Here is a 14061-nt window from a genome sequence, read left to right on the forward strand (position 1 = left end):
CATGCTGCTACGCATAGTTTCCGTGTCCGCGATCGTGCTGAGCACGATCACCGTCCCTGCCGCGGTGGCGTCCGCGGACGTCGTCGACGCCATGAGCCGGGACTTCGGCATCAGCGCCGCACAGGCGCTGACCAGGATCCACCAGGAGAAGGTGGCGCTGAAGATCGCGCCGAACGCCCAGGCCGCGGCCGGGGAGTCCTTCGGCGGCAGCTGGTTCGCCGACGGCGTGCTGAAGGTCGCCGTCACCGACCCCGCCAAGGCCGACGCCGTGCGCGCTCAAGGCGCACAACCCGTGCTGCGCACGAAGACGCTCGCGTCGCTGAACGCGGTGAAGGCCGGCATCGACCGGCTGTCGAAGGCCGGCGCGGTGCCGAAGGACGTCGCCGCGTGGCGGGTCGACGTCCAGCGCGGCACCGTCGTGGTCGACGCCCTGCCGGGTGCCGATGTGTCCGCGCTGCCCAAGGACGTCGTCGTCAACACCGAAGGCGTGCAGCGGCCGCAAACGTTCGCGGCGGGCACCGTGGGCGGCGACCCGTTCTACACGGGCAACGTCCGCTGCTCGATCGGCTTCTCCGTGCACGGCGGGTACGTCACCGCCGGGCACTGCAACGTCGGCGCCTGGAACGTCTACGGCTGGGACCGTTCGTGGCAGGGCGAGTTCGTCGGTTCCTCCTTCCCCGGCAACGACTACGGCTGGGTCCGCACCGGCGGCGGCTGGTGGAACGTGGCGGTCGTGCTCGGCTGGGGCCAGGTGAGCGACGCCCTCGTGCGCGGCTCGTGGGAGGCCCCGCCCGGCACGTCGGTCTGCCGCTCCGGCTCGACCTCGCACTGGCACTGCGGTGTGGTCCAGGGCCGCAACGAGACCGTGAACTACCAGCAGGGCGCGGTCTACGAGATGGTCGGCACCAGCGTGTGTGCGGAACCCGGTGACTCCGGTGGCTCGTTCATCACCGGCGACCAGGCGCAGGGCGTGACGTCCGGCGGCTACGGCGACTGCTCCGGCGGCGGCCGGACGTGGTTCCAGCCCGTCAACGAGATCCTGCGCGTCTACGGGCTGACGCTGCTGACCGCCTAGTTGAACAGAATCCGCTTGGCCACGGCCTGACCGAGCGGCGTGCGCAGCCCCGCGAACGCCAGCTCGGCCAGGCCCGGCTCGCGGACCAGCGACAGCCCGCGCCGCATCGCCGACCGGATCCGGTGGCGGCGGCGCAGCGCAGCGCCGTCGTAGTGTTCGAGGACATACCTGTTGCCGCTGCGCAGGTAGTCGAACGTGACCGACGCGGCGAGCTCGGACATCCGCAGGCACGGGTCGAGCCCGCCCGCGGTGAGCGGGGAGACCGCGCCCGCCGCGTCGCCGACCAGCAGGCCGTCCGGCGACACGATCCGGCGCAGCAGCCCGCCGACCGGGATCGGCCCGCCGCGCCGCCTGACCGGACCGACGGGCGCCGGTGTGGGGAAGCTGTCCCGGAACCGTTGCAGCAGCCGGGGAAGCGGAGCGGTGAACCGGTCGGCGCGACCGGCCAGGCCGACGTGCGCGTGTTCGCCGTCGTCGATGACCCACGCGATGTAGCCGGGCGCGAGTCTCGGGTCGACGACGCAGTGGAACGTCGGCGTGGAGCCGGTCCTGATCGGGTAGACCTCCTCGATGCCGGTGATCAGCTTCCGGTTGACGTCCAGGCCGAGCTGCCTCGCGACGGTCGACCGGGCGCCGTCCGCGCCGATCGTGAACCTGGCGTGCACGGCTTTGCCCGGATAGCCGGCGTTGAGGACGACCTGCGCACCGGCCCGTTGAGCGTCCTCGACCGCCCGCGCGTAGATGCCGGCCATGTCGCCGACCCGGAACTCGTCGCGCGTGCTCACCAGCTCGACCGGTTCGCGCAGCGACGGCGGGTAGAGCAGCACGCGCCGGACCGCCGGGCCGAGGTGCGGCAGGTCGTAGTCGGTGAGCGTGCGCCGGACGAAGATGCCGGTGGTGCGGATGCCGGTGTCCAGGCTCGTCCTGCGCTCGCACACGGCCACGTCGAGGCCTGCTTCGGCGAGCAGGCGGGCGGTGTTGAGGCCGGCCAGGCCGGCGCCGACGACGAGCACGTCCACGGTGTCCATGCCCGACCGTAGAACCGATCGCTGCGCCGGTTTCCCCTTCACCGCAACACCTTCACCGGACCTGCACGGAAACTCCACAAACCCGATCGAACGAGGTGTTCCCTCCAGGTCGGCAGGAGGTGAGAATCGTTCGCGTGGGGGATCTGCACGGGCGGACCGTCGAGAGCAGGGCCGGGGTCACCGCCTTCCTGGCCGGTGTGTGGCTGATCGCCGCGCCACCGGTCCTGCACTTCAGCGCGTCCGCGCACGCCTTCCGGCCCTACTGGTGGTCGATGGGCCTGGCCGTGGTGATCATGCTGCTGGGCATGGTGCGGGCGCTGGCGCCGCTGGACGTGCCGTTCCTGCAGCCCGTCACCATCGCGCTCGCGCTGTGGCTGATCGTCGTGGCGTTGCGCGGAGCGGACGACAGCGTGTGGACCGTTTGGCTCAACCAGCTCGTGGTGTCGGCGTTGATCGCGCTGAGCGCCGGGCTCGCGTTGCTGATCGGCTCGCGGCAGTGAGCCGGTGGCCCGCGCGGGGCGGGCCACCGGGACGCTCAGCAGCGCTCGCTGGTGTTGGCGAACAGGAAGTAGCTGCTGCCGTCGACCTCGCCGTGCGCCCGCGTGCACTGGTCCAGCGTGTCCGCCGGACCGGACCACAGCTCCCGCTGTCCGCGCGCACCCGTCTTGTAGCCGTGCGAGTTGTTGTCGCGGGTGGTGGTGACGTTCGTGCGGAGGATGAAGTCCCTGCCGTGGCCCGCGATCCACGAGTCCCACACGTAGACGTAGGAGAAGTTCTTGCCACAGCCCTTGAACTGCTTCACCGACGCCATGGTCTCGTCGTAGTTCTTCGCGTACGCGGTCGACCCGATCTGCGTGACGCTGCTGCAGTACTGGTTGGACTCGGCGTGGGCGGTGCCGGTGCTCAGCACTGTCGCGGCAGCCGCGGCGACACCGGCCGCGGCCAGGATCTTGCGCATGGTGCTCCTCTCGTTCGCCGAGGAGCCTCCGTCGTGCCGGTTAGGCGCCGGTAAATCAGATCACCGCGGTCGCCTCGATCTCGACCAGGTGCTCGGGGACGTCCAGTGCGGCCACCCCGATGAGCGTGGCGGGCGGCGTCGCGGTCTCGCCGAGCGCCGCCATGGCGTTCTCGATGCCCTTGAGCAGCTCGGGCATCTTGTCCGGCGTCCAGTCCACGACGTGCAGCGTGACCTTGACGAGGTCCTTCAGCGACGCGCCGGCACCCTTGAGCGCGGTGTGCACGTTGACGTAGGCCTGCTCGGTCTGCCGGGCGAGATCCGGCTCCGCGTCCCAGGCGACCTGGCCCGCCACGTAGATCGTCTTCGTGCCGGTCGCGACGGCCACCTGGTGGTACACGTCGATCGCGGGCAGGCCGTCCGGGTTGATGAGCGTGACGGTCATGACTTCCTCTCTTGTGGTTACTCGGTAACCGTAGGAGAGTGTGGGCTGAACTGGAAGAACGCACTTTTTCGTGAGTGAGGAACCTCAAGGTGAGCAAGCAGCTCAGCGGCGATCTGGCGCGCGCGGACTCGTTGGCGCGCGAGATCTTCTCCGACATCGCCAACAAGTGGGCGCTGCTGATCATCGAGACGATCGGCGACTCGACCAAGCGCTTCACCGAGCTCAAGGTCGAGGTCGACGGCATCAGCCACAAGATGCTGACCCAGAACCTGCGGCTGCTGGAGCGCAACGGGCTGGTGACCCGTGTCGTGCACCCGACCGTGCCGCCGCGGGTCGACTACACGCTCACCGAACCGGGCCGGGCGTTGCGGGCGACCGTGGACGCGATGTGCGCCTGGACGACCCGCTACCTGAGCGAGATCGAGCAGGCGCGCAGCCGCTTCGGTCACTGAACCTGGTGATCACCGGGAACCTGGTGATCACCGGCCGGTGCCGTCTGGAACGCCGAGATCCGTCGCACCACCCGCACGGCGAGGACGGCGGCGACGATGCCGACGACCGCGCACAGGGTGGTGAGAACGGCCGCGACCAGGAACGAGCCGGTGGTGAGCTGACCGTTCTGGTAGACGTGGAAGTACGAGAAGTCGAGGAACCACATCAGCAGGTAGGCGGTCCACCACCTCGTCGTGGCGACGGGAGTCGGCCGTTGCCGCAGCGGGACGCCCTGCAGCTGCGGGTCGCAGGCGCGCCAGATGTCGTCGACGACGAGCTTGGGGAACCAGAGGTTCACGACCGGCACGAACCAGCCCAGCCACACCCAGACGCGGCCGTAGCGGTGTTCGCCGGGCCAGGTGAACCGCTCGGCGTTGAGGCGAGCCCGGTACAGCCACACGATGAAGACCACGATCGCGGCGAGCGTGATCACCGTGAGCGGCAGCTCGGTGGCCGCCCTGACCACCGTGACGGCGTCGAGCTCGGCCCTGGACGCGGTACCCGCGCGGTAGTCGGTGACGGCGGCGTAGGTCAGCCAGTCGGACGCCGCCTCGGCGACGTTGCCGAGCGCGACGATCCAGATGAGGACCGACGCCGCCGAACCGAGCCCGCGCACGGGTCTGAAGTGCTCCATGTTTCCCCCAGTCGATCGGTTGTTGTAGCGACCAGACGTCGTCCGGGGGAGAAATGTTGAGCGGCCCGCTGTGGGGCGGGCCACTCCGGCGGTCAGCTCCGCGGTTCGTAGAGGCTGAACGGCGTGCCCTGGTCGTCCCAGCAGTGCGCGATGCGGCCGACGTCCGGCACGGTCTGCACGTCGTCGCCCTTGCCGCCGAGCTCGGCGACCTTGCGCACCGACGCGTCGATGTCGGTGGTGTGGAAGTAGATGCGCGGCTGGGTGAGCTGGCCGTCCTTGGCGGCGATCGCGCCGGCCGCGCCGTTGGTGATCACGTGGTAGTCCTCGCCCATCGGGCTCGTCTCCCAGCCGAACACGCCGGCGAAGAACGCCCGTGCCCGCGCGGTGTCCTCCGCGGGCAGCTCGAACCAGTTGACCTGTCCGGACATCTCGATCGCTCCTTCGAGTTCGTGGTCTTGGTGAGCTGAGGACGAGCGAGCGGTCCGGAACTCGACATCAGCCGCCGAGATCTTTCAGCCGTCCGGCGAGGAACCGGCGGTCGGCGGGACCGGCGGCCAGGTCGTGGGCGCGCCGGTACGCGGCAACGGCCTCGTCCCGCCGGTCCAGGCGGCGCAGCAGGTCGGCGCGGGCGGAGTGCAGCAGGTGGTAGTCGTCCAGGCCGCTGATGCCGTCCATCAGGTCGAGCCCGGCCTGCGGCCCGTCGGCCATCGCGACGGCGACGGCGTGGTTGAGCTCGACCACCGGCGTCGGTGCCACGGCGAGGAGCTCGGCGTAGAGGGCGGCGACGCGCCGCCAGTCGACCGGGTCCTGCACGTGCAGGGCGGCGATCACGGCGTGCAGCACGTACGGGCCGGGCGTGCCGAACCGCAGCGCGCGGTCGAGCAGCGTCATGCCCTCGGCGATCTCGCCGGTGTTCCAGAGCGCGCGGTCCTGGTCTTCGAGCAGCACCAGGTCGCCTTCGGGGGAGAGGCGGGCGGCGCTGCGCGAGTCGTGCAGCAGCATCAACGCGACCAGCCCGTGCGCCTCCGGTTCGTCGGGCATGAGCGCCGCGACGAGCTTGCCCAGCCGCAGGGCTTCCTGCCGAAGATCGGCATCCGCGGCCGTGTAACCCCTGGTGAAGATCAGGTAGATCACCGCGAGCACGCCCTGCAACCGTTCGGGCAGCAGGTGGTCGGCGGGGACCTCGAAGGTGATGCCGGCGTCGCGGATCTTGCGCTTGGCCCGGACCAGCCGCTGGGCCAGCGCGGGCTCGGCGACCAGGAACGTCCGCGCGATCTGAGCCGCCGTGAAGCCCGCGACGGCCTGCAACGTCAGCGCCACCCGTGCCTCCTCGTTGAGCGCGGGGTGGCAGCAGGTGAAGATCAGGCTCAGCCGTTCGTCGCCCAGGTCGGCGAGCTGCTTGTCGGTCATCGTGACCGGCTCCGGCGGCGCGGGCAGCTTCGTGCGGGCCATCTGGGCGTGCCGGAGCCGGTCGCGCGCGTGGTTGCGGGCGACGGTGACCAGCCACGCGAACGGGTCGCCGGGCACCTCGGTGCGCGGCCACTTCCGCAACGCCTGCGAGCACGCCTCCTGCAACGCGTCCTCGGCCAGCTCGAAGTCGCCGAGCGCCCGCACGAGCGCCGCGAGCATCCTGCTCCGGTGCTCGCGGTACACCTGCTCGACCGCGGCCGACGCGAGGTCGCTCATGCCACCCCGTGGTTCAGGCCGGGGATGTGGTCGACCGGCCGCACCTCGACCGTCGCGCCGAAGTGGGCCTGCGGCATGAGCTCGGCCAGCTCCAGCGCCTCGTCGAGGTCGCGGCAGTTGAGCAGGTAGTAGCCGCCGAGGTGCTCGTGGGTCTCGGCGAACGGCCCGTCGGTCAGCATCGCCTTGCCGTTGCGCACCCGCACGGTCGTCGCCGTGCTGACCGGCTTGAGCGGGTCGCCCGCGACGAAGGCGCCCCGGCGGCGGCACTCGTCGGCGAACGCGTTGACCCGCGCGAGGATGTCCTCGAACCGCTGGTCGCCGGGCTTCGGGCGGTCCTCGCAGTTGTAGATCAGGAACATGTAGTGCATGCGTGTCCTCCAGTCGTCGTTCCGAGGACGAACGGTCCGTCCGGAACTCGACATTCGAGCACGCACTGTTTCTCACGGCAGCCCGAGTGCCGCCAGACTGGGGCGATGCGCATCACCAGGCTCGACCATCTGGTCCTCACCGTCGCCGACCTGCGGAGGACGATCGACTTCTACGCCGGCGTGCTCGGCATGGAGGAGGTCACGTTCGGTGACGGCCGCAAGGCGCTCGCGTTCGGCTCCAGCAAGCTCAACCTGCACGAGGCCGGCCACGAGTTCGAGCCCAGGGCCCGCCAGGCCGTTCCCGGGAGCGCCGACCTCTGCTTCATCACCGAGGACCCGCTCGACGACGTGATCGCGACGCTGGACGCGCACGGCGTCGCGATCATCGAGGGGCCGGTCGCACGCACGGGCGCGGTCGGGACGATCCGGAGCGTCTACGTGCGCGACCCCGACGGCAACCTCGTCGAGATCAGCAACTACTAGTTGACCCACCACTGCAGGGAGGAGCCATCCCTGGTGCCCTGGGGGATGTCGTAGGTGGCGGTTTCGCTCAGCGACGTGCCGCGCGCCCTGGCCTCCAACGTCTGCCCGGTCTTCCACCACCAGTTCGCGAAGAGCCGGCAGGAACGCCCCTGGATGGAGTAGATCGGCGAGGACACCCGGTCGCCGTGCTGGTTGAGCCCGGTGAGCTCGAACTGACGGGAGCCGGAGTTCTGGTTGTTGCAGACCTCCATCTGCACGGAGGGCGAGGACGCGTGGGCCACGCCGGGGAGGAACAGGCTCGCGGCGGTGGCGACCGCCGCCGTCAGTGCCCTGGGCCACAGGAAGGACATCGATCATCACCTTTCGTCGGGGTTCGTCGTCGAAAGGTAGTTCCGCGGTGGACCGGCCTGAGCGGTTTTCCGACCGATGCGGAACAAGTTCGACATCAGCAGCGTTCGTCGGTCTGTCCCCAGTAGACGTTGCCGTCGCCCCACACCTCGCCGTACGCCCTCGTGCACTTGGTGAGCGTGTCGGTGCCCTTCGACCAGACGTCCTGCTTGTTGGTGCCGTTGACGTTGCTGCCGTAGTCGCGGTCACCGTTCACGACCATCGCGGCGCTGGAGTAGAAGCTGCCGGGCTGCACGGCGTACGAGTCCCACACGTAGGTGTAGGCCCAGTTCCTGCCGCAGCCCTTGAACTGCTTGACCGACGCGATGGTGTCGTGGCCCTTCTTGATGTAACCCGTGGAGCCGATCTGCACGGTCGACGAGCAGCCGGGCGCCTGCTCGGCCTGGGCCGTGCTGGTGAAGCCGAACACCGACAGCGCCACCGCGGGCAGGATCAACATTGCTTTGCGCATGTGCCCACGGTGGCGCGAGCCGGTTAGTCAGCGGTTAATCGCCGTGCCGGTGCTCTCCCGGACCTTCTCGAAGTCCACGCCCGGCGCCAGTTCCACGAGCCGCAGGCCCTCGGGCGTCACGTCGAACACACCCAGGTCGGTGATCACGCGGTCGACGCACGCCTTGCCGGTCAACGGGAGCGTGCACTCGTCGACGAGCTTGGGGGTGCCGTCCTTGGCGGTGTGGGTCATCACGACGATCACGCGGCGGGCGCCGTGCACGAGGTCCATGGCGCCGCCGATGCCGGTGACGAGCTTGCCCGGCACCGCCCAGTTCGCGAGGTCGCCGCGGGCCGACACCTGCATCGCGCCGAGCACGGCGACGTCGACGTGGCCGCCGCGGATCATGCCGAACGACAGCGCCGAGTCGAAGAACGACGCGCCCGGCAGGACGGTGACGGTCTCCTTGCCCGCGTTGATCAGGTCGGGGTCGACGTCGTCGTCAGCGGGGTAGGGGCCCACGCCGAGGATGCCGTTCTCCGACTCCAGCACCACCTCGACGCCGGGCGGGAGGTGGTTCGGGATCAGCGTCGGCACGCCGATGCCGAGGTTGACGTACTCGCCGTCGCGCAGCTCCTGGGCCGCGCGGGCGGCCATCTCGTCACGACTCCACATGGCGCACCGTCCTGAACTCCACGCTCTTGTCGGAAACCTGCTCCGGCGTCAGCGGCACGACCCGCTGCACGAAGATGCCGGGCAGGTGCACCTCGTCGGGGTCGATGGCGTCCACGAGCTCCTCGGCCTCGGCGATCGCGACCCGGCCGGCCATCGCGGCGAGCGGGTTGAAGTTGCGGGCCGACTTCGCGAACACCAGGTTGCCGAACCGGTCCGCCTTCGCCGCCCGCACCAGCGCGAAGTCGGTGCGGATGCTGTGCTCCAGCACGTACTCGCGACCGTCGAACTCGCGCACCTCCTTGGCCGGGGAGGCGATCGCCACCGTGCCGTCGGGGTGGTAGCGCCACGGCAGGCCGCCGTCCGCGACCAGCGTGCCGACGCCCGCGGGCGTGTAGAAGGCGGGGATGCCGGTGCCGCCCGCGCGCAGCCGTTCCGCCAGCGTGCCCTGGGGGATCAGCTCGACCTCGATCTCACCCGCGAGGTACTGGCGGGCGAACTCCTTGTTCTGACCGATGTACGAGCCGGTGACGCGGGCGATCCGGCCGGCGGACAGCAGCACGGCGAGGCCCTGCTCCATCGCACCGCAGTTGTTCGACACGATGCCGAGCGAGCCGACGCCCTTGTCGTACAACGCGTTGATGAGCACCTTCGGCACGCCGCACAGCCCGAACCCGCCGACCGCGATGGTGGCGCCGTCGTCCACATCGGACACGGCTTCCGCCGCTGAGGTCACGATCTTGTTCATGACACCCTCTCGAAGACCGCCGCGAGCCCCTGCCCGCCGCCGATGCACATCGTTTCCAGCGCGTACCGCCCGTCGCGGCGCTCCAGCTCGCGCAGCATCGTCGCGAGGATCCGCGCCCCCGTCGCCCCGACGGGATGCCCGAGCGCGATGCCGGAACCGTTGACGTTGAGCCGTTCGAAGTCCGTCAGCCCCCACTCGCGGGTCACCGCCAGCACCTGCGCGGCGAACGCCTCGTTGAGCTCGATCAGGTCCATGTCGTCGAGCTTCAGACCGGCGATACCCAACGCCCGTGCGGACGACGGCACCGGCCCGATCCCCATCCGCGCCGGCTCGACGCCGGCCGAGGCCCACGACACCAGGCGTGCCAACGGGCGCAGGCCCAGCTCGGCGGCCTTCGCGGGATGCGTGACGACGCAGATCGCCGCGCCGTCGTTCTGCCCGCTCGCGTTGCCCGCCGTGACCGTGGCGCCCTCGACGTCCATGACGGTCTTCAACGACGCCAGCTTCTCCAGCGTCGAACCCGGCCGCGGGTGTTCGTCCGCCACGAAGTCGCCGACCGGGACCAGCTCGTCCGCGAACCGGCCGGAAACCTGGGCGGCGACCGCGCGTTCGTGGCTGCGCAACGCCAGCTCGTCCTGCTCCGCCCGCGCGATCCCGTACTCGCGGCGGAGGTTCTCCGCGGTCTCCAGCATTCCGCCCGGCACCGGGAAGCGCACGCCACCGGCCGTCACCCGCCCGCGCGCCAACGCGTCCGTGCCGGCGTTCGACATGCTCTCCACGCCACCCGCGAGCACGAGGTCCTGCGCGCCGGTCCGCACGGCCATCGCCGCGTTGATCACGGCCTGCAGTCCGGAACCGCACCGGCGGTCCAGCTGCACACCGGGCACGCCGACGCCCAGTCCCGCGTCCAGGGCGACGACCCGGCCGATCGCCGGCGCGTCCATGGTGGGGTAGCAGTGCCCGAGCACCAGATCGTCCACATCGGACGGATCGAGCTCTGTCCGGCGCATCAGCTCCGCGACGACGATTGCGCCGAGCTCCTGGGCCGTGCGCTCCTTGATCGCACCGTTGTAGCGGCCCACCGGGGTGCGGATGGGCTCGCAGATGACGGCGTCACGCATGAACTCTCCTCGTCAGGTGGTCGGCGACCAGGGCGTTCACGGCCGAGGGCTGCTCGGCGGTGAGCAGGTGCGCGGCGTCCGGCACGACCTCGAACCGCGCGCCGGGGATGCCGTCCGCGATGACCCGCACCGTGCTGGGCGGGGTCGCAGGGTCGTCGGCGCCCGCGAGCACCAGCGTCGGCACGGTGATGTCGCCCAGTGCGGCGCGCGTGTCGAACGTGCCGATCGCCTCGCAGCAGCCCGCGTACCCCTCCGCCGAGGTGGCGCGCAGCATGCCGAGCAGGCGCTCGGCCTCCTCGGGTTCGGCCGCGGCGAACTCCCGCGTGTACCAGGTGCCGAGCCGCGACGGCACCATCGCCCCGGTGCCGCTCTCGCGGACCGCCGCCGCCCGTGCCGGCCACTGCGGCGGGTCGGCGAACTGGGCGGCCGAGGCGCAGATCGTCAACGTCAGCAGGCGCTCGGCGTGGTGCAGGCCGAGCCACTGACCGATCGCGCCACCGAGCGAAACGCCCAGGTAGTGGCACCGGTCGACACCGAGTGAGTCGAGCAGCTCGACGACGTCGGCGGCCAGCTCGGCGATCGAGTACGGGCCGGGAGGCGCGGCGGAACGGCCGTGGCCGCGCAGGTCGAACCGGACGATCCGCCAGCGATCGGCGAGCCCGGCGACCTGGGCGTCGAAGAGGCCCAGCGAGGTGCCGATCGACGGCCCGAGCACGAGGACCTCGGCGTCCTCGGGGCCGTCGATGACGTGGTGCGGGATCACTGCTGCTCCCATCTTGTACGCTGTGCGTACAGCACGTACGCTTTGCGGTTACATCGAGGGTGCACCGTGCTTCGTTGAACTGTCAACCGGGAGGACGGGTGATGACGGACGAGCGCGACTTCGTCCAGAGCATCGAGCGCGGGTTCGCCGTGCTGCTCGCGTTCGACGAGGACCGGGTCACCCCGAACCTCGCGGAGCTGGCCGCCGCCACCGGTCTGTCCCGCCCCGCCGTTCGCCGGATCCTGCTCACGCTGCAACGACTCGGGTACGTGCGGAACGCCGGCAGCCGGTGGTCGCTGACGCCGCGCGTGCTGAGCATCGGGCAGCACTACTCGGCGTCCAACGCGATGATCGAGATCGCGCAACCGCACCTGCTGGACCTGTCCGTGCAGACCGGTGAGTCGGCGTCGCTGGCGGCGCTCGACGGGCGGGACGCCGTCTACGTCGCGCGCGTGCCGGTGCGGCGGATCATGAGCATCAACGTGTCGATCGGCACCCGGATCCCGGCGTTCGCGTCGTCGATGGGACGGGTCCTGCTCGCGTGGGCACCGGACGTGGTCGTGGACGAGATCGTCGCCGGCGGCCTGCCCGCGCTGACGAAGCACACGGTCACCGACGCCGGCGCGTTGCGCGACGTCCTGCGGCAGGTCCGCGCGGACGGGTGGTCGATCGTGGCGGAGGAGCTGGAGATCGGCCTGCTCTCGGTGTCCGCGCCCGTCCGCGACAGCACCGGCGAGGTGGTGGCCGCGCTCGCGTCGTCCACCTCCGTAGGACGGTCATCGGTTGAGGCGATCCGGCGTGATGTGGTGCCATTGCTGCTCGACACAGCGGAACGGATCAGCGCCGATCTGGGCCACAAGAACCGCTGAAGCCTGAGGAGGACGGATGTCCGCTCGGCCGAGGGTCCTGGTGATCGGTACCGGGTTCGCCGGTTTCCACTGTCTGCGCAAGCTCGAACGCGAGCTCCCCGAGGACGCGGCCGAACTGGTCGCCGTCAACCCGTCGGACTACATGCTCTACATCCCGCTGTTGCCGGAGGTCGCGGGCGGCGTGCTCGATCCGCGCCGGGTCGCCGTGCCGTTGCGGAACACCTTGAAGCGCACCGGGCTCGTGCTCGGCGCGGCGACCGGCATCTCGTTGGACGAGAAGTGCGTGCAGGTCGTGGACGTCGAAGGCCGGTCGAGCTCGCTGTCCTACGACCGGTTGCTGATCACGTCCGGCAGCGTCACCCGGCTGCTGTCGATTCTGGGCGTCGCCGAGCACGCCAAGGGTTTCCGGACCGTCGCCGAGGCCATCCACCTGCGCGATCACGTGCTGCGCCAGCTCGAACTCGCCGACCAGTCCGACGACCCGGAGGAACGCCGCGCGCGGTGCACGTTCGTGGTGGTGGGCGCCGGCTACACGGGCACGGAGGTGCTCGCCCAGACGCAGCTGCTGACCCAGGACGCGTGGCGGCACCTGCCGGGACTTCGCGACGTGAAGCCGCGCTGGATCCTCGTCGACATCGCCCCGCGCGTGCTGCCCGGCCTCGACCCGCGGCTGTCCGGACCCACGAAGAAGGTGCTGCTCAGGCGCGGTGCCGAGGTCAGGCTGGAAACCAGCCTCCAGGAGATGACCGACACCTGCGCGCGGCTCTCCGACGGCACCGAGATCCAGACCCGCACGGTGGTGTGGTGCGTCGGCGTGCGGCCGGACCCGCTGGTCGGCACGTTGCACATGCCCACGACCAACGGCCGGATCAACACCGACGCGTCGTTGCGGGTGTGCGACGACGTGTGGGCCGCCGGGGACGCGGCCGCGGTGCCGGACCTGGTGCGTCCCGGCGAGATCACCGCGATGACCGCCCAGCACGCCGAACGCCAGGGCCGGGTCGCGGCGATCAACATCGCGGCTTCGCTCGGCCACGGCACGGCCCGCGAGTACCGGCACAGGGATCTGGGCTTCGTGGTCGACCTCGGCGGCTGGCAGGCGGTCGCGAACCCGCTGGGCGTGCCGCTGACCAGCCTGCTCGCGAAGGCCGTGACCCGCGGCTACCACCTGATGGACCTGCCGTACGGGCGGTTCCGGACGGCGGCGAACTGGGTCACCGAGCTGGGCGCGGGACGGCAGATCACCCACTTCGGCGTGGTGCCGGACCGCGGCATCACGCTCGCGCAGGCCGACCTGCCGCCCGCCGCGGCCGGCGTCACGCCCCCGTGACGCCGTCGATGCCCTCGCGCAGGAAGTCCGCGTGGCCGTTGTGCCGTGCGTACTCGTGGCACAGGTGGTGCATGACCAGCCGCAACGACACGTGCTCCTCCCACCGCGGCTGGTAGCCCGTCACGTCGAGCGACTCGGCCTCGCGCTCGATCTTTCGCGCGTGCTCGACCTCGTTCTGCCAGGCGGCGAACGCCTCACCGCGCGTCGAGTTCGAGGCGTCGTAGGCCACCTGGTAGTCGTTGGCGTCCGACCACACCAGCGGGATGTCCTCGCCGTTGATGACCTTGCGGAACCACGTGCGCTCCACCTCCGCCATGTGCCGGACCAGGCCGAGCAGCGTCAGCGTGGACGGGGGCATCGAGCGGCGGCGCAGGTCCTCGTCGGACAGGCCGTCGCACTTCATCGCGAGGGTGGCGCGGTGGAAGTCGAGGAAGGCGCGCAGGGTCTCGCGCTCGTCGCCCTGGACTGGAGGGCTCGGTCGTTCGGTGTTCACCGGCCCAGTCTTCCACCACCAGCGGCAGCGGGCGGCCGATCGTCCTATGTGGCCGGTGCGG

20 protein-coding genes are annotated in these 14061 nt (G+C 70.6%); 6 read left to right on the top strand and 14 right to left on the bottom strand.

Translation table 11 applies throughout. From position 1 onward, the window contains the following. Position 1: 1 nt before the first annotated feature. A complete protein-coding gene (locus ACWEIJ_RS29110; protein ID WP_449840428.1) occupies positions 2 to 1075 on the top strand; it encodes a S1 family peptidase in 1074 nt (357 codons plus the stop codon). Here ACWEIJ_RS29110 and ACWEIJ_RS29115 read toward each other — a convergent pair. Then, positions 1072 to 2103 (bottom strand): FAD-dependent oxidoreductase, encoded by a 1032-nt coding sequence (locus ACWEIJ_RS29115; protein WP_449840429.1) that lies wholly within the window; start codon positions 2101 to 2103, stop codon positions 1072 to 1074. The genes ACWEIJ_RS29110 and ACWEIJ_RS29115 overlap by 4 nt on opposite strands. A gap of 134 nt (positions 2104 to 2237) precedes the next feature. Here ACWEIJ_RS29115 and ACWEIJ_RS29120 point away from each other — a divergent pair, with 134 nt between their 5' ends. Next, a complete protein-coding gene (locus ACWEIJ_RS29120) occupies positions 2238 to 2603 on the top strand; it encodes a hypothetical protein (protein ID WP_449840430.1) in 366 nt (121 codons plus the stop codon). A 35-nt stretch (positions 2604 to 2638) separates the two neighbouring features. On the opposite strand, the gene ACWEIJ_RS29125 is transcribed toward ACWEIJ_RS29120, so the two are convergent. Next, entirely contained in the window at positions 2639 to 3061 is a 423-nt protein-coding gene (locus ACWEIJ_RS29125; RefSeq protein ID WP_449840431.1) for a hypothetical protein, read from the bottom strand. 55 nt (positions 3062 to 3116) lie between these two features. Continuing rightward, the gene (locus ACWEIJ_RS29130; RefSeq protein ID WP_449840432.1) at positions 3117 to 3503 is read right to left on the bottom strand and encodes a RidA family protein; all 387 of its coding nucleotides are present in this window, start codon (positions 3501 to 3503) and stop codon (positions 3117 to 3119) included. Between the two features lie 74 nt (positions 3504 to 3577). Here ACWEIJ_RS29130 and ACWEIJ_RS29135 point away from each other — a divergent pair, with 74 nt between their 5' ends. Further along, positions 3578 to 3955, top strand: coding sequence for a winged helix-turn-helix transcriptional regulator (locus tag ACWEIJ_RS29135; RefSeq protein WP_449840433.1), 378 nt, complete (start codon positions 3578 to 3580; stop codon positions 3953 to 3955). Here ACWEIJ_RS29135 and ACWEIJ_RS29140 read toward each other — a convergent pair. The 4 genes from ACWEIJ_RS29140 to ACWEIJ_RS29155 all read right to left on the bottom strand — a co-directional run bounded on the left by ACWEIJ_RS29140 (position 3949) and on the right by ACWEIJ_RS29155 (position 6683). Continuing rightward, the gene (locus ACWEIJ_RS29140) at positions 3949 to 4629 is read right to left on the bottom strand and encodes a DUF4328 domain-containing protein (protein WP_449840434.1); all 681 of its coding nucleotides are present in this window, start codon (positions 4627 to 4629) and stop codon (positions 3949 to 3951) included. The two genes, ACWEIJ_RS29135 and ACWEIJ_RS29140, sit on opposite strands and share 7 nt — an antisense overlap. Before the next feature lie 92 nt (positions 4630 to 4721). After that, complete coding sequence (locus ACWEIJ_RS29145) at positions 4722 to 5057, bottom strand: VOC family protein (protein WP_449840435.1); 336 nt, start codon at positions 5055 to 5057, stop codon at positions 4722 to 4724. A gap of 67 nt (positions 5058 to 5124) precedes the next feature. Beyond that, entirely contained in the window at positions 5125 to 6315 is a 1191-nt protein-coding gene (locus tag ACWEIJ_RS29150) for an RNA polymerase sigma factor (RefSeq protein WP_449840436.1), read from the bottom strand. Next, positions 6312 to 6683, bottom strand: coding sequence for a YciI family protein (locus ACWEIJ_RS29155; RefSeq protein ID WP_449840437.1), 372 nt, complete (start codon positions 6681 to 6683; stop codon positions 6312 to 6314). Before ACWEIJ_RS29155 ends, ACWEIJ_RS29150 begins: the two co-directional genes overlap by 4 nt. Before the next feature lie 105 nt (positions 6684 to 6788). On the opposite strand from ACWEIJ_RS29155, the gene ACWEIJ_RS29160 reads away from it, so the two are divergent. Then, positions 6789 to 7166: a VOC family protein gene (locus ACWEIJ_RS29160; RefSeq protein WP_449840438.1), complete on the top strand. Its 378-nt coding sequence runs from the start codon at positions 6789 to 6791 to the stop codon at positions 7164 to 7166. Here the strand turns inward: ACWEIJ_RS29160 and ACWEIJ_RS29165 are convergent. From ACWEIJ_RS29165 to pcaD, 6 genes are all read right to left on the bottom strand, one after another. After that, on the bottom strand, positions 7163 to 7516 hold the full coding sequence (locus ACWEIJ_RS29165) for a hypothetical protein (RefSeq protein ID WP_449840439.1): 354 nt from the start codon (positions 7514 to 7516) through the stop codon (positions 7163 to 7165). The two genes, ACWEIJ_RS29160 and ACWEIJ_RS29165, sit on opposite strands and share 4 nt — an antisense overlap. A gap of 95 nt (positions 7517 to 7611) precedes the next feature. After that, entirely contained in the window at positions 7612 to 8025 is a 414-nt protein-coding gene (locus tag ACWEIJ_RS29170) for a hypothetical protein (protein ID WP_449840440.1), read from the bottom strand. Positions 8026 to 8052: 27 nt separating this feature from the next. Continuing rightward, positions 8053 to 8679: a CoA transferase subunit B gene (locus ACWEIJ_RS29175; RefSeq protein ID WP_449840441.1), complete on the bottom strand. Its 627-nt coding sequence runs from the start codon at positions 8677 to 8679 to the stop codon at positions 8053 to 8055. Beyond that, entirely contained in the window at positions 8666 to 9424 is a 759-nt protein-coding gene (locus ACWEIJ_RS29180) for a CoA transferase subunit A (RefSeq protein WP_449840442.1), read from the bottom strand. The genes ACWEIJ_RS29175 and ACWEIJ_RS29180 overlap by 14 nt, the downstream gene beginning before the upstream one ends. Beyond that, entirely contained in the window at positions 9421 to 10545 is a 1125-nt protein-coding gene (locus ACWEIJ_RS29185; RefSeq protein WP_449840443.1) for an acetyl-CoA C-acetyltransferase, read from the bottom strand. The genes ACWEIJ_RS29180 and ACWEIJ_RS29185 overlap by 4 nt, the downstream gene beginning before the upstream one ends. Beyond that, positions 10538 to 11320 (bottom strand): 3-oxoadipate enol-lactonase, encoded by a 783-nt coding sequence (pcaD, locus tag ACWEIJ_RS29190; protein WP_449840444.1) that lies wholly within the window; start codon positions 11318 to 11320, stop codon positions 10538 to 10540. The genes ACWEIJ_RS29185 and pcaD overlap by 8 nt, the downstream gene beginning before the upstream one ends. An 89-nt stretch (positions 11321 to 11409) precedes the next feature. On the opposite strand from pcaD, the gene ACWEIJ_RS29195 reads away from it, so the two are divergent. After that, positions 11410 to 12177, top strand: a complete 768-nt coding sequence (locus ACWEIJ_RS29195; RefSeq protein ID WP_449840445.1) for an IclR family transcriptional regulator domain-containing protein — start codon at positions 11410 to 11412, stop codon at positions 12175 to 12177. 16 nt (positions 12178 to 12193) lie between these two features. Beyond that, on the top strand, positions 12194 to 13507 hold the full coding sequence (locus ACWEIJ_RS29200; RefSeq protein WP_449840446.1) for an NAD(P)/FAD-dependent oxidoreductase: 1314 nt from the start codon (positions 12194 to 12196) through the stop codon (positions 13505 to 13507). Here ACWEIJ_RS29200 and ACWEIJ_RS29205 read toward each other — a convergent pair. After that, the gene (locus ACWEIJ_RS29205; protein WP_449840447.1) at positions 13494 to 14000 is read right to left on the bottom strand and encodes a DinB family protein; all 507 of its coding nucleotides are present in this window, start codon (positions 13998 to 14000) and stop codon (positions 13494 to 13496) included. The two genes, ACWEIJ_RS29200 and ACWEIJ_RS29205, sit on opposite strands and share 14 nt — an antisense overlap. Between the last annotated feature and the right edge of the window lie 61 nt (positions 14001 to 14061).

Source organism: Lentzea sp. NPDC004789, from assembly GCF_053601075.1.

Coding starts and splice junctions, on each gene's coding strand:
- ACWEIJ_RS29145 (WP_449840435.1), bottom strand. CDS start 5,057: ATGTCCGGACAGGTCAACTGGTTCGAGCTGCCCGCGGAGGACACCGCG.
- ACWEIJ_RS29175 (WP_449840441.1), bottom strand. CDS start 8,679: ATGTGGAGTCGTGACGAGATGGCCGCCCGCGCGGCCCAGGAGCTGCGC.
- ACWEIJ_RS29130 (WP_449840432.1), bottom strand. CDS start 3,503: ATGACCGTCACGCTCATCAACCCGGACGGCCTGCCCGCGATCGACGTG.
- ACWEIJ_RS29160 (WP_449840438.1), top strand. CDS start 6,789: ATGCGCATCACCAGGCTCGACCATCTGGTCCTCACCGTCGCCGACCTG.
- ACWEIJ_RS29125 (WP_449840431.1), bottom strand. CDS start 3,061: ATGCGCAAGATCCTGGCCGCGGCCGGTGTCGCCGCGGCTGCCGCGACA.
- ACWEIJ_RS29115 (WP_449840429.1), bottom strand. CDS start 2,103: ATGGACACCGTGGACGTGCTCGTCGTCGGCGCCGGCCTGGCCGGCCTC.
- ACWEIJ_RS29180 (WP_449840442.1), bottom strand. CDS start 9,424: ATGAACAAGATCGTGACCTCAGCGGCGGAAGCCGTGTCCGATGTGGAC.
- ACWEIJ_RS29195 (WP_449840445.1), top strand. CDS start 11,410: ATGACGGACGAGCGCGACTTCGTCCAGAGCATCGAGCGCGGGTTCGCC.
- ACWEIJ_RS29185 (WP_449840443.1), bottom strand. CDS start 10,545: ATGCGTGACGCCGTCATCTGCGAGCCCATCCGCACCCCGGTGGGCCGC.
- ACWEIJ_RS29170 (WP_449840440.1), bottom strand. CDS start 8,025: ATGCGCAAAGCAATGTTGATCCTGCCCGCGGTGGCGCTGTCGGTGTTC.
- ACWEIJ_RS29155 (WP_449840437.1), bottom strand. CDS start 6,683: ATGCACTACATGTTCCTGATCTACAACTGCGAGGACCGCCCGAAGCCC.
- ACWEIJ_RS29110 (WP_449840428.1), top strand. CDS start 2: ATGCTGCTACGCATAGTTTCCGTGTCCGCGATCGTGCTGAGCACGATC.
- ACWEIJ_RS29165 (WP_449840439.1), bottom strand. CDS start 7,516: ATGTCCTTCCTGTGGCCCAGGGCACTGACGGCGGCGGTCGCCACCGCC.
- pcaD (WP_449840444.1), bottom strand. CDS start 11,320: ATGGGAGCAGCAGTGATCCCGCACCACGTCATCGACGGCCCCGAGGAC.
- ACWEIJ_RS29150 (WP_449840436.1), bottom strand. CDS start 6,315: ATGAGCGACCTCGCGTCGGCCGCGGTCGAGCAGGTGTACCGCGAGCAC.
- ACWEIJ_RS29200 (WP_449840446.1), top strand. CDS start 12,194: ATGTCCGCTCGGCCGAGGGTCCTGGTGATCGGTACCGGGTTCGCCGGT.
- ACWEIJ_RS29140 (WP_449840434.1), bottom strand. CDS start 4,629: ATGGAGCACTTCAGACCCGTGCGCGGGCTCGGTTCGGCGGCGTCGGTC.